Genomic DNA, 20,403 nt, shown 5'->3' on the forward strand with positions numbered 1-20,403 from the left:
GGGGCACCCCGCGGAGCTGGGGGACGGGTCGCCACCATCGGGGCCAGTGGCGGGTCAGGACCAGCCGCAATCAGCGGGATTCGAAGTGGCGCCGGATGCCCGCCAGCATTTCGACGTGCGCCTTGACAGCCTCACGATTGGTGACCGGGGCCAGCGGCCGCGGTGCGGCTATCCGTATCCGCTCGGTGATCCGGGTGCCGCCGTCGCGCGGCGAGAAGCTCACCGTTCCGCGCAGTCGCACCCCCGGTGACTGGTCGGCCTCCGTCGTCACGTCGCCCTCGGCTCGGACGTGCAGCCGCGCCGAGTAGGTGATCCGCATAGTGAACGGCCCCAACGGGATCCGGTCCACCACGCGGTACCCTTGCAGGTAACCGTCCGGCGTTTCGGTGCGCGACGTGACCTGCACGGACACGATCAGCGGGTGCACGAGCTTGATGTTGTCCAGGTCCACGTAGAAATCGCGGACCTCGTCCGGCGGCGCGGGCACATCTTCGCTCAGCGTGTGTTCGGTGTGCGCGACCCACCAGCTCATCGGTACCACTCCGCAACGAGAACGCCTGTGCGCCACCAGACCAACGCGACCAGCACGCCGAGCACCAGCGCGCTCGCCGCAGCCTGGACCAGGTTGCGGGCTTCCTTCGGCGGGTAGACGTAGGCCGCGGCCACCACCACACCGGTAACGAGTCCGCCCAGGTGCCCCTGCCAGCTGATCGCGGGGGCGACGAACGTGAACACCAGGTTGATCGCAATGACCGCGACGACCCAGCGGACGTCGAGGGCCAGCCGCTTTCCCACCACGAACGTGGCACCGAAGAGGCCGAAGATCGCGCCCGACGCGCCCGCCGTCGCGACGTTCGTCGTCAGCAGGTACACCAGGACCGAGCCGCCCAACCCGCTCAGCGCGTACAGCGCCCCGAATCGCAGTCGGCCCAGCCAGCTTTCGAGCGGCGGCCCCACGACGTACAGCGCCCACATGTTCAGCAGCAGATGGGTCGCGCCGTAGTGCAAGAACGCCGAGGTCACCAGGCGGTATAACTGGCCGTCCGCGACGGCCGGCGGCCACAGGGAGAGTTGCTTCTCCAAGTTCCCCGCCGCCATCTGCACGATGAACACCAGCACGTTGACGGCGATGAGCGCATAGGTGACCACCGGCGTGCCCGATCGCTCCCGCCCGCCGAAGCGGGTCCGCGGTTGCCGAATCGTTCGGGCGCCCTGCTGCACGCACTCCACACACTGGTGACCGACCGCGGCGCTGCGCATGCAGTCCGCGCAGATGTAACGCTCGCAGCGGTTGCAGCGGAGGTAGGTCCGGCGTTCGGGATGCCGGTAGCAACTCGGGGCCTCGGCCGGCGACTCCGGCGCGCTGGGTGCGCTCATCGCACAATTCTCACCCGCGTCGCCGTATTTCGCGGGGCCCCGCCGTGCCTTACTGTGTTTTTCGTGGAGCGACCCACGTGACCGGAGTCGGTGCCGGCGTTGTCGAGCGCTACCTGGACTGCCTGGCCGGGCACGATTGGGACGGTCTGGCCGCAACGATCGCGGACGAAGGGTTGGTCCGTGAGGGCCCGTTCTGCGACGTCGTCGAGGGAAAGCAGCACTACGTCGCCTACCTGCGCAAGGTATGCACCACTCTGCAGGGCCACCGGCTGGAGGTGCAGCGCGTCTCGCACGTCGACTCCCGGGTGTCATTCGCCGAGTTGACGGAGGCGTTCGAGATCGACGGGGTCGCCGCGACGTGGCCCGAATGCATCCTCTTCGAGCAGGGCGATGACGGCCTGATCTCGCACGTCAGCGTGTTCTTCAAGCAGCCAGGGGCCGACACCAGGTAGAGGTCTATTCCCTCGATCATCGAATTGACCTAACGTGTCATGGCATGGAGGCGGACGGAACCCCGGAGTCGGTGCCGGTCGAGAAATTGCACTCGGGCGACCCGATCACCGATTGTGGTCAGCGCTACATAGTCCTCGAATCGAAAACCATCAGCGACGGCTGCGTGGTTCTCGAGCTCGAGTCCAGGGTGGACCACCGATTGCAGGTCATCGAGAAGTCTTTCCCGGCGGGCTACCAGGTAGGCCGGGCGAACCACCGAATCCTGTAGCGGAATTTCCGCACCCGCTCATGCGCGCGTAGCCGGTCGACGGCTACCGCGCATTCGTGTTTTCCGGCGTCCGGGAACGCCAATTGCGAGGCGTCTCAAACGAGGTAGTAGTACCGCTGCCGATCCCCGTTGCCCGACACGGCGGCGGGAAGCGGCTCGCGCGGTTCGTCGACTCCGAGTTCGGCGTGGGCGTAGCGGACGGCCTTCAGCGTTGCCGAGAATTCCTCGTCCTCTTCGGGGAAGACGTGCTCGACCGGGAACCATTTCTCGAGGCCGACGTTCTTGAGCACGGTCCACATGTCGGGTTGCACGCCGGCCAGCAGAACCGTTACGCCGCGCGCGGTTTCCTCGCGCAGGAACTGCTCGATCCGCTCGACCACGACGGCGTCGGGATGGCGCACCCGCTTGAGCCGAAGCACCACGAAGCCGACGCCGTCTCGCTTGACGCGGTCGCGCAGCGCATCCAGGTAGCGGTCGAGTTCCGGTGCGGCGCCGAAGAATAGCTCGCCTTCGAGATCGTAGATGATCGTCGAGGGATCGACCGGGTCACCGGCCACGCGCTCGCGGACCACCCGTTCGGGCGTCACGATCAGCTCCTTGGCCTTCAGCTTCGCCGCGCGCGGCACGAACAGCAGAATCGACAACGCGACACCGAGCAGCACGGCCGTGTCCAAATCGATTAGCACTCCGGTGAGCGCCGTGACGATCACCAGCCCCGCGTCGTAGCGCGACGCCTTCAGCATGTAGAACAGCCGCTTGTAGTCGATGAGTCGTGCGGCGGTGATGAGCAGGAGACCCGCCAGCGCGGCCTTCGGCATGTAATGCAGGAGCGGTGCGAACAGCAGCACCACGACGGCGACGCCGGCGGAAGCGACCACCCCGGAGAAGCGTGACGCCGCACCGGCCTGGAAGTTGATCGGCGAGCGCGACATCGAACCCGACCCCGGCACGCATTGGAAGAAGCCGCCGGTCAGGTTCGCCAGGCCCTCGGCGAGGATCTGCCGGTTGTAGTCGATCCTCTGCCCGCTCTGGTGGGCGATGGCCTTCGCGATCGACAGCGCCTCGATCAGGCCGATGAAGGCGATGGCCAGCGCGCCTTCGGACAGCTGGCCTAGCACCCCGATTTGCACATCCGGAATGTGCGGCGCGGGCAGGCTCTGCGGAATTTTCGCGGTGAGGGCGACCGCCGCGTTACCGCCGTGAGTGGCGGTCGACCACCCGGCCGCGTAGGCGATCAAGGCCGCAACGACGAGGACCGCCAGCAGGTCGAGCTGCGGGAGCCCGTAGCGCTTGACCAGCCAGCGCAGGCCCACCGCCAAGGCCACGGTCGTGACGGTGAGGACCAGCGCACGGTAGTTGACGGCGTCGCCCTGGAACAGGGTGAGGTAGGTGCGCTTCAATACCGGCATCCGCCCGGTGCCCTTGTCCTTGACGCCGAGCGCGTTGCCCAGCTGTCCGAGCGCGATCAGCAGCGCCGCGGCCACCAGGAATCCGATGATCACCGATTCCGAGATGTACCGGGTCAGGTCACCGAGCTTGAACACGGCGATGAGGATCTGGAATGCGCCGACGAGCACCCCGAGCACAAACAACGCCTCGAAAAGGACGGTGCGATTCTCGGGATCCAGAAACGCCAGCGAGCTGAACACCAGAAGCGATATCGCGCTCGTCGGTCCGTTGATGAGATGCGAAGACGATCCGAAGATCGCGGCGACGAAGGTCACCACGATCGCGGAGTACACGCCGAATTTGGGATCGACGCCGGCGACCAGTGCGTAGGTGATGCTCTGTGGCAGCGAGACGGCCGCGACGGTCAGTCCGGCGACGAGATCGCGGCGCGCCTTGGTCGTGTCGTAGTTGAGCCTCTTCAGACCCGCCGGAATGCTCATGGCCGCTTGACCTTTCGTCGCGGGTGCGCCGACACGGCCCTGGCTTGACCGGGTGACGAGACCGCGTCGTAGATTCCGTTGTCGCCGAAGAACTTTTGGCGGGCGTCATTCCAGTCGCTCGCGATCGCGCCGATCGGGAAGAGTTTGATGTCGGGCAATTTGTCGGCGTGCCTGGCCAAGATCTCCGGTTTCACCGGTCGGTAGCCCAGCTGGGCGATGGTTTCCTGCGCCGCATCGCTGTAGAGGTACTCCAGGTAAGCCTTGGCATATGAGGCGGTCTTCTTGTCCGTGACGTTCGCGTCGACCCAGGCGACGGCCGGTTCGGCGCGGATGCTGATCGGCGGGTAGACGATCTCGAGTTCGTCCCGGTTTTCGGCGACCTCGCGCAGAGCTTCGTTCTCCCAGGTCAGGTGCACGTCGCCGATTCTCTCGACCGCAAAGCTGATGGCGGCGCCGCGCGCCCCGGAGTCCGCGACGGCGACATGGCGCACCAGAGCCCTGACGAAGTCCGACGCCTGCGCCTCGGTGCCGCCGCGCGTGGTCACCGAACCCCAGGCCGCCAGGATGCTCAATTTTCCGTTGCCCGAGGTGCGCGGGTTCGGCGACACGATCGCGACGCCATCCTTGACCAGGTCGGGCCAATCGTGGATCGCCTTCGGGTTGCCGCGGTGGACGACAAAGACGATGGTCGAGGTGTAGGGGATCGAATTGTTCGGCAGGCGTTTCTGCCAGTCAGGGGCGATCAGTCCGCGCTTGCGCAGCGCGTCGACGTCACTCACCAACGCAAGCGAGACCACGCTGGCCTTCTGCTTGCCCTCGATGACGTCGCCGGCCTGCCGCCCCGAACCGCCGTGCGATTGCTTGATTTCCAGCGTGACGCCCGTCTGCCGGCGGAACTGCTCGACGAAGGATTTGTCGAGCGTTGCGTAGAGCTCCCGGGTGGGGTCATAGGAGACGTTGAGGATCTGGTTCGGCGACGTGTGGCCCTGCAGGTTCTTCATCGTGATCAGGCTGGCCGCGAGGACGATGGCGAGGATGCCGACGATGTTGAGCCAGGAAACGGGCAATCGAAGGTTGCGGCGCCCCGCCGACGCCTGCTGGGGCTGTGTCATTGCCGCCTCCATATCCATCACCGGGCTCGTAGAAGTTGCCAATCACCGCTGACTAACGTGCTTTCGCAGTCGGGTTAGCTGGAGGCAGACTTTCGACGGTTGGATGGTATCGACCGGCCAGGCGTAAGACAGCGGTGTGAATCAGCCTGATCGCAATGACTGCCACCGCGGGCACGCGCGAAGTGATTCCGCCCCAACGCAGCTCGGCCAGCCGCCCAGGGTGCCGTATGCGCAGGCGCGAAATACGATATTTGCCAGCAGGATTCAGCCGCGGACATTCCCGCACGACACCGGCGACGCCGCGATCGGGGCAATTGCGGCAAGCGCAACCCGTCGTTGCTGGGAACCGGCGCGATGCCCACCCGCCGTGGCGCCGCCACGGTGCCCTGTGGCGCGCGAGTGTTCTCCCAGGTTTGGCGACGCTTCGAGCCGGTAACCTTTCTCCAGGGAAGCGATTTGCACCCCTGGCAAGCGAGCGAATCCCGACGCGCCGCACTCGTCGGCGTCATCGTGTGCCGTCCACGCAGCCCAGCTGTGGACAGGCCCGTGACGCGCCAGGATCATTAGGCGCGGTAGACGTAGGTGAAGGGTGACGGAATGAAGATTCCGGGCGTGGCCAGCGTCGTCGCTGGCGTGACCGGCGGGGCCGCGCAGGTGGTGCGGGCCGGCGTCTCCACCGCGGCCGGTGCCGCGGGGGCGGTGCAGACGCTCGCCAGCCCGGTGGTGGAACTGGCCGGCCCGGTGCTTCAGTCGATGGCTCACACGACGAGCCGGGCGATCGGCGTGGGCCCTGAATCCGACGGTTCGCGCGGCGACGCCAGCCCGCCGGTGCGCTGGCAGAGCGGGCGGCGGGTGCATTTCGACCTCGACCCGTTGCTGCCTTTCCCGCGCTGGAACGAGCATGCGGCGGTGGTGGAGGAGCCGGTCCGCCGCATTCCCGGAGTGGCCAGCGCCCACGTCGAGGGCGCACTTGGCCGGCTCGTGGTCGAACTCGAGAGCGAGGCCGACAGCGGCGCAGTGCTCGACGAGGTGCGAGACACGGTGTGCCATGTCGCCGCCGATCTGAATTTGACGGCACCGAGGTCGGCACCCCGGACCGCGCCGTTCGCCGACCCGGGCAATCCGCTGGCGATCCTGGTCCCGATGACCGCGGCGGCGATGGACGTCGCGGCGATCGGTGCGGCGGTCACCGGCTGGCTGGGTCGATTGCCCGTCGCGCCGCGCAGCGCGCGCGCCGCCGCCGCCCTGCTCAATCATCAGCCAAGGGTGGTAGCCGTGCTGGAGTCGCGGCTGGGTCGCGTCGGCACCGACATCGCCCTCAGCGCCTCGACGGCGCTCGCCAACGGGCTGACCCATGCCGTGGGCACGCCCCTGATCGATCTGGCGCAACGCAGCCTGCAGATCTCCGAAGCGTCGGCTCACCGGCAGCGATGGCGAGAGCGCGAGCCCGAGCTGGCCTCCCCCAAGCGGCCGCAAGCCCCGGTGGTTCCGGTCATCTCCTCGGCGGGGCCCAAAACGCAGGCGCCCCGGCACAATTGGGCCGCCGCCGCGGCGGGTGAGGTTTCCCACGTGGTTGTCGGCGGGGCCATCGACGCGGCCATCGACACCGCGAAGGGATCGATGGCCGGGCCGGTGGAGGAATACGTCGATCAGGCGGCGAACGCCTCGTTGATCGCCGCGGCCGGCGCGCTGCTGGCCGGCGGCGGCACCGAAGACGCGGCCGGCGCGCTACTGGCCGGCGTGCCGCGGGCGGCGCACGCGGGCCGGCAGGCGTTCGCCGCCGTGCTGGGCCGCGGGCTGGCCAACGCCGGACAGCTGGTCCTCGACCCCGGCGCGTTGCGTCGGATGGATCGCGTGAAGGTGGTCGTCATCGACGGAGCGGCGCTGCGGGGCGACAACCGCGCGGTGTTGCGGGCTCAGGGCGACATCCCGGGCTGGGACGAGGACCGGGTTTACGAGGTCGCCGACGCGCTGCTCCACGGCGAGGAGGCACCCGAGCCGGACCCGGATGAGTTGCCGGCCACCGGCGCACGACTGCACTGGATCCGTGCGCAGGGCCCCTCGGCGATGCCCGCCCAGGGGCTCGAGCATGCCGACCTGGTGGTCGATGGCGAACGCGTCGGCAGCGTCGACGTGGGATGGGAGGTCGACCCGTTCGCCATCCCGCTGCTACAGACCGCCGCCCGGACCGGGGCGCGGGTGGTGCTGCGTCACGTGGCCGGCACCGAAGACCTGACCGCCAGCGTCGCGGTGAGTCACCCGCCGGGCACCCCGTTGCTGCAGCTGGTTCGCGACCTGCGGACGGATCGCGGGCCGGTGTTGCTGATCACCGCGCTGCACCGTGACTTCGCGTCGACGGACACGTTGGCGGCGCTGGCCATCGCCGACGTCGGTGTGGCCCTCGACGATCCGCAGGCGGCGACGCCGTGGACCGCGGACATCATCACCGGCACCGACCTGGCGGCGGCGGTTCGCATCCTGTCGGCGCTGCCGGTGGCCCGGGAGGCGACCGAATCCGCGGTGCGCCTTGCCAAGGGCGGCAGCACCCTGGCCGGCCTGCTGCTGGTCACCGGTGATCCCGGCTCGGCCAATCCGCTGGCCCTGCAGCGCTGGCTCAACCCGGTCAACGCGGCGGCCGCGGCCGCCTTGATACAGGGAACCTTCTCGGCCAGCAGGGTGTTACGGCTGCCCGATCCCACGCCGCAGCCGCTGACCGCGTGGCATGCCCTGGACCCCGAGATCGTCTACTCCCGCCTGACCAGCCGCACGCGACCGCTCGCCGTCGAGCCCGGAATCGCGCCCTGGCGACAGGTTCTCGACGACCTGTCCTACAACCCGGTAGTCGCGCCGCTGCGGGGCCCGGCGGCCCGGATGGGCCGCCTGCTGTCGGCGACGCGGGCCGAGCTCGCCGATCCGCTGACGCCGATCCTGGCCGTGGGAGCGGCGGCGTCGGCGATCGTCGGCAGCAATGTCGACGCCCTGCTGGTGGCCGGCGTGATGACCGCCAACGCCATCGCCGGCGGGGTGCAACGGTTGCGCGCCGAGGCGGCGGTCGCCGAACTGTTCGCCGAGCAGGAAAAGCACGCGCGCCGCGTCGTGCTCCCCACCGTGGCGACGGCGCACCGCCGGCTCGAGGCGGCTCGCACGACCGAGCGAACGGTCACGGTGAGCGCGAAATCGCTGCGCCCGGGCGAAATCATCGACCTCGCCGCGCCGGAGGTGGTACCGGCGGACGCACGACTGCTGGTGGCCGAGGACCTGGAGGTCGACGAGTCCTTCCTCACCGGCGAGTCGCTGCCGGTCGACAAGCAGGTCGAGCCCGTCGCCGCCGCCGAATCCGACCGGGCCAGCATGCTGTTCGAGGGCAGCACCATCGTCGCGGGGCGAGCGCGGGCGATCGTCGTCGCCACCGGCGCCGGCACCGCCGCGCAGCGCGCGCTGATGGCGATCGCCGATGTCGAGTCGGCCGCGGGCGTGCAGGCCCGGTTGCGGGAATTGACCAGCAAGGTGCTTCCGCTGACCCTGGCCGGCGGTGCGGCGGTGACGGGTCTGGCGCTGGCGCACCGGGGCTCGCTGCGGCAGGCGGTCGCCGACGGCGTCGCCATCGCCGTCGCCGCCGTTCCCGAGGGCCTGCCGCTGGTGGCCACCCTTGCCCAGCTCGCCGCCGCCCAGCGGTTGTCACGGCGGGGGGCGCTGGTCCGCACGCCGCGCGCCATCGAAGCGCTCGGCCGGGTCGAGACGGTGTGTTTCGACAAGACCGGCACCCTCACCGAGAACCACCTGCGCGTCGTTTCCGCGGTGCCGCATGCGACCAGCGCGCAGGGCCCGCTTCCCGAAGCCGGCGACCCGCAGGCCGCCGAGGTGCTGCGCGTCGCCGCGCGGGCGTGCACCCAGCCGCACAACGGGCAGGGCCACGCGCACGCCACCGACGAGGCCATCCTGACGGCCGCCAATTCCCTTGATGGCCATGGCGATTCGGAATGGACGGTGCTCGCGGAGGTGCCGTTCGAATCCAGTCGCGGCTACTCCGCCTCGATCGGCAGCGCCAACTCGGCGGGGCCGATGCTGATGGTCAAGGGTGCACCCGAGCAGATTCTGCCGCGCTGCCGGTTCGCCGATGTGGACGCCGATCAGGACCATGCGGAGTCGTTGGTGATGCGCCTCGCCGAACAAGGCCTGCGGGTGCTGGCGGTGGCGCAGCGCCGCTGGGACGGCGGGACCACCGAGGAGGACACCGACGCCGACAGCGTCGACGCCGCCGCGCACGACTTGGAATTGATCGGCTACGTCGGTTTGGCCGACACGGCACGGGCGTCGGCGCGCCCGCTGATCGAGACGCTGGTGGAGGCCGGTCGCAGGGTGGTGCTGATCACGGGGGACCACCCGGTGACGGCCCGCGCGATCGCCCGCCAACTCGGCCTGCCCTCGGACGCGCGCGAAATCACCGGTGCCGAGCTCACCGCGCTCGACGAGGACGCCCGGGCCAAGCTCGCCGCCGACGTCCAGGTTTTCGCGCGCGTCAGCCCGGAGCAGAAGGTGCAGATCGTCGCGGCGTTGCAGCACAGCGGGCAGGCGGTCGCGATGGTCGGCGACGGGGCCAACGATGCCGCCGCGATCCGGATGGCCGACGTGGGCATCGGGGTGAGCGGTCGCGGTTCGTCGGCCGCGCGCGGCGCCGCCGATATCGTCTTGACCGACAACGACCTTGGCGTGCTGATCGACGCGTTGGTCGAAGGCCGCGGGATGTGGGGCGGCGTGAAAGATGCGGTCAGCATTCTGGTCGGCGGCAACGTGGGAGAGGTGCTCTTCACCATCATCGGCACCGCGCTGGGGACCGGTCGCGCGCCGGTGGGCACGCGTCAGCTGCTGTTGGTGAACCTGCTGACCGACATGTTTCCCGCCCTCGCGGTTGCCGTCACCCCGCAGTACCCGCAGCCCGAAGAGGACGAGGACGGCGCGGACCGCGACGCCGAGGAAATGCAGCGCGCCTTCGAGCTCGCCGCGCTGTCCGAACCCTCGCCGTCGCTCGACGCGCCGCTCATGCGCCAGATCGTCACCCGCGGCGCCATCACCGCCGCCGGCGCCACGGCAGCCTGGGCCATCGGCCGCTGGACACCGGGCACCGAACGCCGTACGGCGACAATGGGTCTCACCGCATTGGTCACCACGCAGCTCGCGCAGACCCTGCTGACGCGCCGCCACAGCCCGCTGGTGATCGCCACCGCGCTGGGCAGCGCCGGCGTCCTGGTCGCCATCGTCCAGACCCCCGGCGTCAGCCAGTTCTTCGGCTGCACGCCGCTGGGGCCCGTCGCGTGGTCCGGCGTCATCGGCGCGACGGCCGGCACCACCGCCGTGTCGGTGCTGGCGCCCAATTGGCTGGCCAGGAGGGTCGCCGCGCTCGAACCCAAGCAGCTCGAGGCCTGGGCGGGCTCAGGTCGATAACTCCTTGCGCACCACCTTGCCCGCGGGGTTGCGCGGAATGCTGCCGACGATGTTGATGTCCCGCGGTTGTTCGAAGCGGGACACCCTGTCCTTCAGGTAATCCCGCAATGCCGACGGGTCGATGCTGCGACCCGGCCGCGCGACCACGAAGGCGGCCAGTCGATGACCGAACCGCTCGTCGGGAACGCCGATGACCGCGTTGTCGGCGACGTCGGGGTGCTCGGCGAGCGCGTTCTCCACCGCGCGCGGGTAGACGTTCTCGCCCCCCGAGATGATCATGTCGTCCTCGCGGCCGACGATGAAAAGCCGCCCGGCATTGTCGAAATAGCCCATGTCCCCGGTGCTCGTCATGTTCTCGACGACGGCCTTGGCCTCCCCCGAGCCCTCCGTGTAGCCCTCGCTCGCCAGCTCGCCGCCGACGAAGATGCGCCCGGTGACGCGCGGCCCGACGGGTCGGTCGTTCTTGTCGAAGATGCGCACCGGGCAGCCGGCGACCGGCTTTCCGACGGTCTCGGGGGCCTCGCGCAGGTCCGCCGGCGTTGCCAACGCGCCGATGCCGACTTCGGTGGAGCCGTAGCCGTTGTAGAGGATGTCGCCGTAGGCATCCATGAACCGCTGGCCCAGGGTGGGATCCAAGCGGTCCCCGCTGGACAGCGCCACGCGCAAATAGGGCAAGGGGTTTCGCGCGCGCACCCGCTGCGGCAGGTCCAGGATGCGCGCAAGCACCACCGGCACCGCGGTGAACGCGTCGGCGCGGTGCAGCGACGCCTGCGCCAGCGCGGCCTCGGCGTCGAAGTGGCGATGCGTCAGCACGGTTCCGCCCAGGGCCACCGTCAGCATCAGCATGCCGAGGCCCAGCCCGTGAAACATGGGCATCGCCACCGAAATTCGCGAACCGGTTCGCAGCCCGGTGCGATCGAGGATCGTCACCCAGACGCCCACCGCCGAACGCAGCTGCGGGGTGCGGGGCACGCCCTTGGGCTTGCCGGTCGTGCCCGACGTCAGCAGCACGATCCGTCCCGGTGCGGCCACCCGGGGCCTCGGGGGCCGCGGCCCGTCGTCGCGCGCATCGAACCCGGCCGGATCGACGACGGCGACCGATGCGCCGGCCGCAGAGGCGGCGCGCGCCCGCTCGGCGAACTCGTCGTCGGCCACGATCGTGGTGATCCGGTGCGCGCTCAGCGCGGCGGCCAGCGCGTCGGTGCGGAAATCCGTATTGACGAGCACGACGTCGGCGCCGACCAGGGCCACGGCGAAGAAAGCCTTGACGAACCCCCGCCCGTTGCGACACATGACGCCGACCGCGCGGCCGGGTCCCTCCCCGCGGTCGGACAGCTCGCGGGCGAGCGCTTCGGCTTCCGACCGCAGCTCCCGGTAGGTGAGGGCGCCGTCGTCGTCGACGATGGCCGCCCGGTCCGGCCACCGGGCCGCCGTGACGCCCAGCAGCGTGTAGGGATTCGTTCCGCCGCGCCGCGCCTCGCGAATCACCCGCACCACCGCGGGCGGGGAGGGCGGCCCCAGCAGCCCGGACCGCAGCAGCGCCCGCGCGGCCGTCGCGACCACGCCGTCCCGTGAGGCGAACGCGGTCACGAGCGGGCCTCGCGCGCTTCGGAATCGGCGAAGAATCGACGGTGCCACAACCGGGCCGCGCGTTCGGCGGGCCCGGCCAGCAGCACCGACGCCAGCTCGGCCGGCCACACCCAGGGCGGTTCGTTGGTGCGGGGCCGCTCGATGACCGCCTTGGCGATGGCGTCGGCGGCTTCGTCCGGAGACATGCCGGGCAGCCGGCCCAGGATCGGCGTGGGTGCGATCATCCGGGTGCGCACCAGCGCGAAGTAAACCGACGTGACATCCACGCCGTCGACGTGCAATTCCGGCGCCACACTGCGCAGCCAGCGGTCGAACGCGCCCTTGGACGCCTGGTAGGCGCCCCACTGCGGGCCGGGAACGACGCGCACGCCGACGCTCGAGACGTTCACGATGTGCCCGGCGCCGCGCTCGCGCATGGCCGGTAGCAACCCCAGCAGCAGCCAGATCGGTCCCAGGTAGTTGATGTCGATGGTGCGCTGAAAGTCGTGCGGCCGGTCGTACTGGTCATGCAGCGAGCGGCGCAACGACTTGCCGGCGTTGCTCACCACGATGTCGAGCGGGCCGTAGTCCTCGGTGATCTGCTTGGTCAGCGTGCCGACGGCGGCCTCGTCGGTGAGGTCGGTCGGGTAGGCGACGGCCCGGCCGCCGCCCGCGTTGATCGCGGCCGCAAGGTCCTCCAATTTCTCCGCCGACCGGGCGACGACGAGCACCGTCGCTCCGGCGGCGGCCATCGTGCGGGCCGTCGCTTCGCCGATCCCGTAGGACGCGCCTGTCACCAATACCGTCTTGCCCGAGACGCTCTCGCGCAGCTTGTCGGGGTCGGAGACCCGCGCCGGATTGGCCACTCGGTCGGTGGCCGCCGCAAGGACTCGCTGGATGGGCTGTGCTATCACGTTCACGTTCGCTGCCGCATTCACTCAGAATTGCGCGCCGAGGGTGCGGCTCTGGCTTGACCGTGCGCCTCGACTCGAGCTACAGCTAGCAGACCACACCGGGGTCCGGCGCCGCGCCCGGGCCCGGCGTTTCCCGTCCGGCACCGGCCGTCGCGAGGCGCGCCGCCGGGGCTTTTTTACGACTCTGAAACAATTGCCAGAAAAATCTCTGTTTAGGCAACGGTTTGCATGGGCACAATTGCGGCATGATCGCACGTCAACTCCCTCGTCTCCTTGGTTCCGCGGCAGTCGCGGCGGCCGGCCTCAGCGCCTCGGTTCTCGCACCTGCCATCCCGTTAGCCTCCGCCCAATGCCCGGACGTCCAGGTGGTGTTCGCCCGGGGCACCGGTGAACCCCCGGGGGTCGGGCCGACCGGACAGGCGTTCGTCGATGACCTGCGTTCGCGCGTCGGCGGAAAGTCGCTCGACGTGTATCCGGTCAACTACCCCGCCAGCAACGAGTGGGACACCGGCCTCGACGGCATCCGCGACGCCGGCGCGCACGTCGTGTCCATGGCACACGATTGCCCCAACACCAAGATGGTGCTCAGCGGCTACTCCCAGGGCGCGGCCGTGATGGGCTTCGTCACCTCGGCCGCCGTACCCGACGGCGTGGATCCCAACACGGTGCCCAAGCCGCTGGACCCGTCCGTGGCCGACCACGTCTCGTCGGTCGTGCTGTTCGGCATGCCCAACGTCCGGGCGATGAACTTCCTCAACGAGCCTCCGGTCGCCATCGGCCCGCTCTATCAGCCCAAGACCATCAAGGTGTGCGCCCCGGAGGACCCGGTCTGCTCCGACGGCATGAACTTCGCCGCGCACGACACGTACGCGTCCGACGGGCAGATCATCGACAAGGGCGCCGCGTTCGCTGCCAGTCACCTCGGCGGCAACGGCGCCACCCCGGCCGGGGCTCCCGGTGGAGGATTTGGCACCTAGGCCCGGCTGGTCCCGATGAAGCCCTTGTTGCGCATCAGGTGATCCGCCAGGAATCCGTTGTGGGGGATTTCGGGCGCCGCATAGAACGTCGGGTGCGGGTCGCGGTAGACGTTGGCGATCGTCGGCTCGTCGAGCAGCTCGTCGAGCAGCCGGTCGTCGCCGGTGATAGCCGTGACGACCAACGAGTGCCGTAGCGGCTCGACGCCGGCGGCGCGCGACCACGGCGCCACCCACACGCACGGAAACGGCAGCTCGACGTTGAGGCTGTCCGTGAGCCGGCCGGAGCCGGGTTCGGCCAGCAGGTGCACGGCCGGGCGCAGCGCGGCGTACCCGTCCCCGACCGCGGCGACCACCTGATCGGCGCCGAGCAGCGGCGTCGTTCCGGCGGCCTTGGCCGCCAGGTAGTCCGCCACCGCGCGCGCCTGCTCGAGGGGCTGGGTGGGCAAGAGCGCGCGCTCGTCGTCGCTGGGCAGCGGCCGGATCGCCGCGAGCCGCTCGGCGATCGCGCGGGCCAACGGCGCGGGGTCGCCCTCGTAGAGCACCGCGCTGGCGTTGACGCACGCCATGCCGCCCAGCTCGGCGATCGAGTCGACGACGAGGTCGAGGTGGTCGCGCCAATCCCGGTCGGCGGTGATCAGGATCTTGGCGCGCCCGGGTCCGTTCACCACCACCGCGGGGTCGCCGGCGTACTTGTCCACCACGTCCTGGCCGCCGTAGACCATGGCCACGTCCGCCGACCGCACGACCTCGTCGGCTCCGCCGTGGTCGGTGGGCAAATACGCCGCGTCTTCGGGACGAAACCCCGACTGCCGCAGGGCGTTCACCAGCCGGTGCGCGGTCAGCGGCTCGCGGCGCGACGGCCGGACCGCCACGCGGTAGCCCAATGCCAGCGCCTGTGGCCACAGGCCGTGCACGCCCGGGCCGTTCCCGGCCGCGTGCACGGCGAACACCTCGCCGCGGCGGGCCCACACCGCGCCGCCGCGGGTGGGGTCCTCGCGCCAGTCGAGCGCGGCGCCCGCCGGGCGCGCCGCTCGCACGGCATCGAAGGCCGTGGCGACGGCGTGACCCACGCCGCGGGCCCCGGCGCGGGTCACCGCGACGGGCAGCCCGGATATGCCGCTGGCCAGGCGAACGTAGCCGTCGAAATCGAGCCCGCCGATGATGGCGGTGGCGAAGAGCTCGGCCGCTTTGCCGAGCGCGGCTTCGCGCTTCGCGACGGGCAGCGGCCGGCTTTTGCGCTGCGCCCCGATGGTGCGCGAAACATACAGCGGCGGAACGATGCTCAGCTCCACGACAGCAGCGCCCGCGGTGCTCGTGATGATTTCGCGGTTGCGGGTGCGGTAATCACCACCCGGACCGAGCGCGTCGACTCGCACCAAATCGGTTGCGGGAAAGGCTTGTTCGGATCCCATCGTTCAGTACACGCCCTCGATGACAGCCTCACCCTCGAAGGTGGTGACCGGCCGCACCGCGCTGACGGAGTCGCTGAGTTGTCCCGCCGGGCCGGGCATCCGCACGGCCAGATCGCGTTCCAGGTTGTTCGGGATGAACATTCCCTTGCTGATGTGGTTCATCACCACCTGGCCCGGCTGCCCATAGGGCACGCGTTCTCCGGTGTCGGGATCGACCACCCAGAACACGACATACGGTGTGCGCGGGTCGAACACGAACGAGCCGTCGTCGGCGGTTCGGGTGACCGCTTGCGAGAGCACCATGGTGCTGCCGAAGGCCATGGTGATCGTCGTGTCCGGGAAGATCTCGCGAAGCAAGTCGAGCGTGTCGGCGTCCACATGCGCGCCGCTGAGCAGCAGATAGCGGATCTTGTCGTTCACCAAGTCCACCACGCGATCGTTGCGGGCGATGGCCTCCAGCAGCGGCGGAGTCGTATGCAGGTTGGCGACGTTTTGCGTCTGGAGCACGAACACGGCTTGCTCGATGACATGGTCGACATAGGCGGCCACTTCGGCGGCCGCGTTGCGCGCGGCGAGTTTTTTCACCCAGCGGGGGTCGAGGTCGATCGCGTGGAAGGCAGCGCCCAGCCGTCCGGAGACCAAGCGGGAGAAGTAACCGACGCCGTGCGGGCCGCCGGGCATCAGGCACAGGAAGCCGTGGCCGCGGACGAACCCGCCCGTGGCGAAGTCCTCGGTTTGCCACTGCACCACCTGTGCGATCCAGTCCGGCATCTGCACGGTCCGTTTCGGGGCGCCGGTGGTGCCGCCGGATTCGAATATCTGGGGCACCGGCGGGGATGACCCATAGCCGCGCGGAACGAGGTCCTCAAACGGCACTTCACGCAATTCGTTGACCAGGTTGGGGAACCGGCGGAGATCCGCGAAGCTTTTGACCTCGGTCAGCGGGTCGAAGTCCAGCGTCCGGGCGGTCCGCAGCCAAAACGACGAACCGGTGTCCCCGCCGAAGTGCCAGGCCATCGCGGCGGCCAGATAGGCCTCGGGGTCTTGAATCGGAACCGATCGGGGAACCTCCAGCAGCGAAAAATCGCCCATGCCGACGATCCTGTCACAGCACCGGCCCGGCAACCGGGTTCGCCGGGCAGCGGGCACACGGGCGGTGAACGTCGCCCCACACCGCGGGAAACGCTTTGTGGCCAACCGGTTTCAGCCGCCGCGCGCCTGCCGGAGGGCTTCGGTGATGGCCTCGTTGAACACGGGGAAGACCTCGTCGTAACGGCCCTCGCGTTCGGCGAACCGCAAGGGCTTGACCCGCTCCACGACGATCTCGTCGGCGTCGGGTTCCGCCTGCAACAGGTTTATCGTCTCGGCGATGTACTCGTCCAACGGCATCGCCCTGGGGTCGCTGGAGTCGAATCCCCGCCCACGCTGCAGGCCCGTCTGCAGGTGCGGGGGGATGATTTCGATCACCTGGACCGCGGTCCCGCGGAGCTGGAAACGCAGCGACTCGGTGTAGGAATGCAGCGCCGCTTTGGTCGCGCAATACGTCGGCGTGACGGCGCTGGGCATGAAGGCCAGGCCCGAGGTGACGTTGAGGATGGCCGCCCGCGGCTTCTTCAGCAGCGACGGCAGCAATGCCGCCGTGAGCCGGATCGGGCCCAGCAGATTGATCGCGACCGTCAGCTCCGCGACGCTGGGGCCGGTCGTGGTGAGGTCCTCGAAGCGCTGCACGCCCGCGTTGTTGATGACGACGTTGAGGTCCGGGTAGAGGTCGGTCACCTCGGTGCCGAACCGGCGGATGTCGGCGGGGTCGCCTTGATCCAGCGACAGCGTCCGGATGCCCGGGTTGGCGTCGGCGACGGCCCGCAGCGGCTCCCGCCGCCGGCCCGCGATGACCACCGTGTTGCCGAGCCGGTGCAGCGCCTCGGCGAGGCCGCGGCCGATTCCGCTGCCGCCCCCGGTCACCAACACCGTATTGCCCGTCATCTGCATTGCCGCTCCCCTCCGTCCAATCAGTACTGTCTCACTTTCGTCGTTTCGGGGACCGCTGGGTAGAGCCGACGACGGTGCCGACGACCTGGCGAAGCCAGCGGTGCGACGGATCTTCGTCGACACGCGGGTGCCAGACCGCGTAGAACTGCACGTCACCCAGCTCGCGGGGCGCGCCGAGCACGCGAACGGGCTCCGAGCCGGCAAATTGCTCGACCTGTCGAGCCGGGACGGTCAGCACCAGCTGGGTGCCGGGCAGTACGGCGGCGCCCACGACGTGGTACGGCACGACGACGGCGACGCGACGGCGTGCGTCGCGCGCCTCCAAGGCCTGGTCGAGGCTGGGCTGGCCGAGGTCGATGCTCACATGCGGCCACCGCAGGTATTGCGCCAGTGACACCGAAGCCCGCACGGCAAGCGGGTGGTCGGCGGCCACGACGCAGACGAACCGGTCGGTGAAAAGGTGCCGGCTGCTGTACCCGTCGGGTGCCGCGCGGCCGCGGATCACCAGGTCGGTCGTCCCGGCGTCCAGCCTGTCGAACACCCGAGCGTCGAGGGGCTCACAGCTCACCGTCGCGTTGGGCGATCCGGTCAGGATCCGCCGGATCAGCTCGGGGCCGAACGCCGAGGCCGTGTAGTCGCTGGCCGCCAGCCGAAACGACGGGGCCGCGGTGGCCGGGTCGAAGGTCTCTGCGGCGAAGAGCTGGTCGAGCTCGGTGACCACGGTCGCCAACTGTGCCCGGAGGCGCTGGGCGCGCGGCGTCAGCGAGTACCCATCGGGCCCGCGGACCAGCAGCTCGTCGCCGAAGTGCCGTCGCAACCGCTGCAGGGCCCGGCTCATCGCGGGCTGGCTGATCGCCACCCGGTCGGCCGCGCGCGAGACATGGCGCTCCTCAAGGAGCGCTACCAGGGGCGGCAGCAGATTCAGGTCGACGCGCTCCATATGCGCCTGGTGCATGGCATCGATACTAACTATTCATTTCACAAATAGCCGGTCGCGGCGCAGTGTTGAGGAGAAACATCCGTTACGACAGTGAGGAAGGCCGATGCGCTACATCGCCTTGGAGGAAGCGTTTTTCATACCGGAGTTGGCCGACCTCGGGCCGGCCCACCGGCAACTGATGCAGCTGTTGCGGCCCAAATTGGGCGAGCGGTATGAGCGCCGGCTGTCCGACTTCACCGAATACCGCCTGTCGGAGATGGACGAGGCCGGCATCGACATCCAGGTGCTCTCGCTGACCTCGCCGGGCCTGCAAGTCGAGCTCGACGCCGAGCGGGCGCGCGACAACGCGCGGTTCGCCAACGACTACCTGGCGAAAGTGATTGCCCAACAACCGGATCGGTTCCGTGGGTTCGCCGCGCTGCCACTGCAGGACCCCGCCGCTGCGGCCAGGGAACTCGAGCGCGCCGTCAACCAGGACGGGCTGTGCGGGGCGCTGGTCAACGACTGCATCAGCGGCCCGGGCGGGCGCTATCTGGACGCGCCCGCATACGACGAACTCTGGTCCGCGGTGGAATCCCTTGGCGTGCCGCTCTATTTGCACCCCGGCTCGCCCCCGGCCGATCGCTGGCGCGTCATTGAGGGCCGTCCGGAACTCTACGGCGCGACCTGGAGTTGGGCGGCCGAGGTGAGTGGGCACGCGTTGCGGCTGCTGTTCGGCGGCGTGTTCGACCGGCATCCGGGAGCGACGCTGATCTTGGGCCACATGGGTGAGTTCTTGCCGTTTCAGCGCAGCCGGTTGGACTCCCGCTACGCCACCATCGCCACGACCGCTCCGCTGCAGCGCGCGCCCTCGGCGTATCTGGGTACCAACATCGTCTTCACCAACAGCGGGGTGTTCTCCCCGGCTGTCATGCTGGGAGCGGTGCTGGAGGTCGGCGCCGACGCCGTGATGTTCTCCGTCGACTATCCCTACGAGTCCTCGCGCGAGGCCGTCGAGGGTTTCGAGCGGACGACGCTGTCCGCGGTCGATCGGGAGAAGATCGCGCACGGCAACGCCGAACGGCTACTGCGCCTCGGCTAAGCCACGTGGTTGTGGAGGCGGCGCGGGTCGACACCCGCGCGGCGCCACGCCTTGGCCGCCCAGGGCAGGTAGATGAACGCGACAGGAAGGCGGTTGATGAGCGGATTGAGCGCGCGGACAACGGCGGCGAAACGCTGGAATCGCTTCTCTTTCGTCGCGTCCCATTCCAGCTGGCACACCTCGCGCATCTGCTGCGGCAGCGTTCCCACCAATACCAGGCGGGTGTAGGCGTTCAGCGGCGCGGACAGGATCTTCCAGAGCGGCTTGGGAACCCAGCGCGGGCCCGGTATGCCTTTGCGGATGTATCCGGTGCCGTACAGGACGGTCTTGTGCGGGACGAACCTCTCGAGCATCCCGTCCCAGTAGGCGACGAAGTCGTCGTAGGTCTGCGGCTGCCCGCGGTCGCTGACGCCGTAGAGGCCGTACCAGACCTTGCCCTCGTTGAAGATCCGTTCCTTCTCCGCGCGCGACAGCCGGCGGATGAACGTGTCGGTCGTGTAGATGACCTGGTCGACGAACGTGGCGTGCGCCCAATAGAACAACTCCGGGTTGAGCGCGTGATACCGGGAGCCGTCGCTGACGGTGCCCTTGATCGGCTTGTGGAAATCCCGGACCTTGCGGCCCCACTCCTGCGGGTCGTCGGAGTAAACCGTCTTCATCAGCGGCGGTGCGGTGCGCTTGGCGCGGCCCAGCGTGTCGCTGAAAATCACCGAGTGATCCAACACGCCCTGGGCGAGCTGCTCGATGCAATTCTCCACGCCGGCCGTGCGCTGGAACCCGAAGAATTGGGTGCGGTGGTCGCCGTAGAACTTCCAGATCAACGATTCGGGCCCCAGGCGAGGCGCGGCCTGCGCCAGCGCGTCGTCAACGGGCATGGGCACGGCCTCGCGCACGCCAGTGTCGAAATCCCGCTGTGCCGTCATCCCGTCCCCTCACCGCCCGCGCGTACGGATGTTGTGAATCAGAGAAACAAATGCGTA

16 protein-coding genes are annotated in these 20,403 nt (G+C 69.4%); 5 read left to right on the plus strand and 11 right to left on the minus strand.

What is annotated here, in order from left to right; all coding sequences use genetic code 11:
* Positions 1–70 precede the first annotated feature (70 nt).
* Both MTAB308_RS15480 and MTAB308_RS15485 read right to left on the minus strand, forming a co-directional pair.
* Entirely contained in the window at positions 71–532 is a 462-nt protein-coding gene (locus MTAB308_RS15480; RefSeq protein WP_077100355.1) for an SRPBCC family protein, read from the minus strand.
* Complete coding sequence (locus tag MTAB308_RS15485; RefSeq protein WP_077100356.1) at positions 529–1,377, minus strand: rhomboid family intramembrane serine protease; 849 nt, start codon at positions 1,375–1,377, stop codon at positions 529–531. Before MTAB308_RS15485 ends, MTAB308_RS15480 begins: the two co-directional genes overlap by 4 nt.
* 77 nt (positions 1,378–1,454) lie before the next feature.
* Here MTAB308_RS15485 and MTAB308_RS15490 point away from each other — a divergent pair, with 77 nt between their 5' ends.
* Both MTAB308_RS15490 and MTAB308_RS15495 read left to right on the plus strand, forming a co-directional pair.
* Positions 1,455–1,829, plus strand: a complete 375-nt coding sequence (locus tag MTAB308_RS15490; protein ID WP_077100357.1) for a nuclear transport factor 2 family protein — start codon at positions 1,455–1,457, stop codon at positions 1,827–1,829.
* Positions 1,830–1,873: 44 nt separating this feature from the next.
* Positions 1,874–2,098, plus strand: coding sequence for a hypothetical protein (locus MTAB308_RS15495; RefSeq protein ID WP_077100358.1), 225 nt, complete (start codon positions 1,874–1,876; stop codon positions 2,096–2,098).
* Positions 2,099–2,193: 95 nt separating this feature from the next.
* Here MTAB308_RS15495 and MTAB308_RS15500 read toward each other — a convergent pair whose 3' ends face one another.
* Together MTAB308_RS15500 and MTAB308_RS15505 are read right to left on the minus strand one after the other, a co-directional pair.
* Positions 2,194–3,987, minus strand: coding sequence for a SulP family inorganic anion transporter (locus tag MTAB308_RS15500; protein ID WP_077100359.1), 1,794 nt, complete (start codon positions 3,985–3,987; stop codon positions 2,194–2,196).
* Positions 3,984–5,099, minus strand: a complete 1,116-nt coding sequence (locus MTAB308_RS15505; protein ID WP_077104392.1) for a sulfate ABC transporter substrate-binding protein — start codon at positions 5,097–5,099, stop codon at positions 3,984–3,986. Before MTAB308_RS15505 ends, MTAB308_RS15500 begins: the two co-directional genes overlap by 4 nt.
* A gap of 597 nt (positions 5,100–5,696) precedes the next feature.
* Between MTAB308_RS15505 and MTAB308_RS15510 the strand changes: the two genes are divergently transcribed.
* The gene (locus tag MTAB308_RS15510; protein WP_077100360.1) at positions 5,697–10,541 is read left to right on the plus strand and encodes a cation-translocating P-type ATPase; all 4,845 of its coding nucleotides are present in this window, start codon (positions 5,697–5,699) and stop codon (positions 10,539–10,541) included.
* Here MTAB308_RS15510 and MTAB308_RS15515 read toward each other — a convergent pair.
* Both MTAB308_RS15515 and MTAB308_RS15520 read right to left on the minus strand, forming a co-directional pair.
* Positions 10,530–12,131 carry an AMP-binding protein gene (locus MTAB308_RS15515; protein ID WP_077100361.1) on the minus strand — a complete coding sequence of 534 codons (1,602 nt, stop codon included), beginning with the start codon at positions 12,129–12,131 and terminating at the stop codon, positions 10,530–10,532. The genes MTAB308_RS15510 and MTAB308_RS15515 overlap by 12 nt on opposite strands.
* Entirely contained in the window at positions 12,128–13,030 is a 903-nt protein-coding gene (locus MTAB308_RS15520; RefSeq protein WP_077100362.1) for an SDR family NAD(P)-dependent oxidoreductase, read from the minus strand. The genes MTAB308_RS15515 and MTAB308_RS15520 overlap by 4 nt, the downstream gene beginning before the upstream one ends.
* Before the next feature lie 239 nt (positions 13,031–13,269).
* Between MTAB308_RS15520 and MTAB308_RS15525 the strand changes: the two genes are divergently transcribed.
* Complete coding sequence (locus MTAB308_RS15525) at positions 13,270–14,001, plus strand: cutinase family protein (protein WP_077100363.1); 732 nt, start codon at positions 13,270–13,272, stop codon at positions 13,999–14,001.
* Here the strand turns inward: MTAB308_RS15525 and MTAB308_RS15530 are convergent.
* The 4 genes from MTAB308_RS15530 to MTAB308_RS15545 form a co-directional block, all read right to left on the minus strand.
* The gene (locus MTAB308_RS15530; protein ID WP_077104394.1) at positions 13,998–15,380 is read right to left on the minus strand and encodes an aldehyde dehydrogenase family protein; all 1,383 of its coding nucleotides are present in this window, start codon (positions 15,378–15,380) and stop codon (positions 13,998–14,000) included. The two genes, MTAB308_RS15525 and MTAB308_RS15530, sit on opposite strands and share 4 nt — an antisense overlap.
* Before the next feature lie 36 nt (positions 15,381–15,416).
* A complete protein-coding gene (locus tag MTAB308_RS15535; RefSeq protein WP_077100364.1) occupies positions 15,417–16,505 on the minus strand; it encodes an AMP-binding protein in 1,089 nt (362 codons plus the stop codon).
* 111 nt (positions 16,506–16,616) lie between these two features.
* On the minus strand, positions 16,617–17,402 hold the full coding sequence (locus MTAB308_RS15540) for an SDR family oxidoreductase (protein ID WP_077100365.1): 786 nt from the start codon (positions 17,400–17,402) through the stop codon (positions 16,617–16,619).
* Positions 17,403–17,433: 31 nt separating this feature from the next.
* Entirely contained in the window at positions 17,434–18,357 is a 924-nt protein-coding gene (locus tag MTAB308_RS15545) for a LysR family transcriptional regulator (protein WP_077100366.1), read from the minus strand.
* Positions 18,358–18,445: 88 nt separating this feature from the next.
* Between MTAB308_RS15545 and MTAB308_RS15550 the strand changes: the two genes are divergently transcribed.
* Positions 18,446–19,423, plus strand: a complete 978-nt coding sequence (locus tag MTAB308_RS15550) for an amidohydrolase family protein (protein ID WP_077100367.1) — start codon at positions 18,446–18,448, stop codon at positions 19,421–19,423.
* On the opposite strand, the gene MTAB308_RS15555 is transcribed toward MTAB308_RS15550, so the two are convergent.
* Positions 19,420–20,346, minus strand: a complete 927-nt coding sequence (locus MTAB308_RS15555; RefSeq protein WP_077100368.1) for an oxygenase MpaB family protein — start codon at positions 20,344–20,346, stop codon at positions 19,420–19,422. The genes MTAB308_RS15550 and MTAB308_RS15555 overlap by 4 nt on opposite strands.
* Between the last annotated feature and the right edge of the window lie 57 nt (positions 20,347–20,403).

The organism is Mycobacterium terramassiliense (assembly GCF_900157385.1).
GTDB lineage: Bacteria > Actinomycetota > Actinomycetes > Mycobacteriales > Mycobacteriaceae > Mycobacterium > Mycobacterium terramassiliense.

Coding starts and splice junctions, on each gene's coding strand:
- MTAB308_RS15550 (WP_077100367.1), top strand. CDS start 18,446: ATGCGCTACATCGCCTTGGAGGAAGCGTTTTTCATACCGGAGTTGGCC.
- MTAB308_RS15555 (WP_077100368.1), bottom strand. CDS start 20,346: ATGACGGCACAGCGGGATTTCGACACTGGCGTGCGCGAGGCCGTGCCC.
- MTAB308_RS15500 (WP_077100359.1), bottom strand. CDS start 3,987: ATGAGCATTCCGGCGGGTCTGAAGAGGCTCAACTACGACACGACCAAG.
- MTAB308_RS15535 (WP_077100364.1), bottom strand. CDS start 16,505: ATGGGCGATTTTTCGCTGCTGGAGGTTCCCCGATCGGTTCCGATTCAA.
- MTAB308_RS15485 (WP_077100356.1), bottom strand. CDS start 1,377: ATGAGCGCACCCAGCGCGCCGGAGTCGCCGGCCGAGGCCCCGAGTTGC.
- MTAB308_RS15505 (WP_077104392.1), bottom strand. CDS start 5,099: ATGACACAGCCCCAGCAGGCGTCGGCGGGGCGCCGCAACCTTCGATTG.
- MTAB308_RS15540 (WP_077100365.1), bottom strand. CDS start 17,402: ATGCAGATGACGGGCAATACGGTGTTGGTGACCGGGGGCGGCAGCGGA.
- MTAB308_RS15495 (WP_077100358.1), top strand. CDS start 1,874: ATGGAGGCGGACGGAACCCCGGAGTCGGTGCCGGTCGAGAAATTGCAC.
- MTAB308_RS15525 (WP_077100363.1), top strand. CDS start 13,270: ATGATCGCACGTCAACTCCCTCGTCTCCTTGGTTCCGCGGCAGTCGCG.
- MTAB308_RS15545 (WP_077100366.1), bottom strand. CDS start 18,357: ATGCACCAGGCGCATATGGAGCGCGTCGACCTGAATCTGCTGCCGCCC.
- MTAB308_RS15480 (WP_077100355.1), bottom strand. CDS start 532: ATGAGCTGGTGGGTCGCGCACACCGAACACACGCTGAGCGAAGATGTG.
- MTAB308_RS15510 (WP_077100360.1), top strand. CDS start 5,697: ATGAAGATTCCGGGCGTGGCCAGCGTCGTCGCTGGCGTGACCGGCGGG.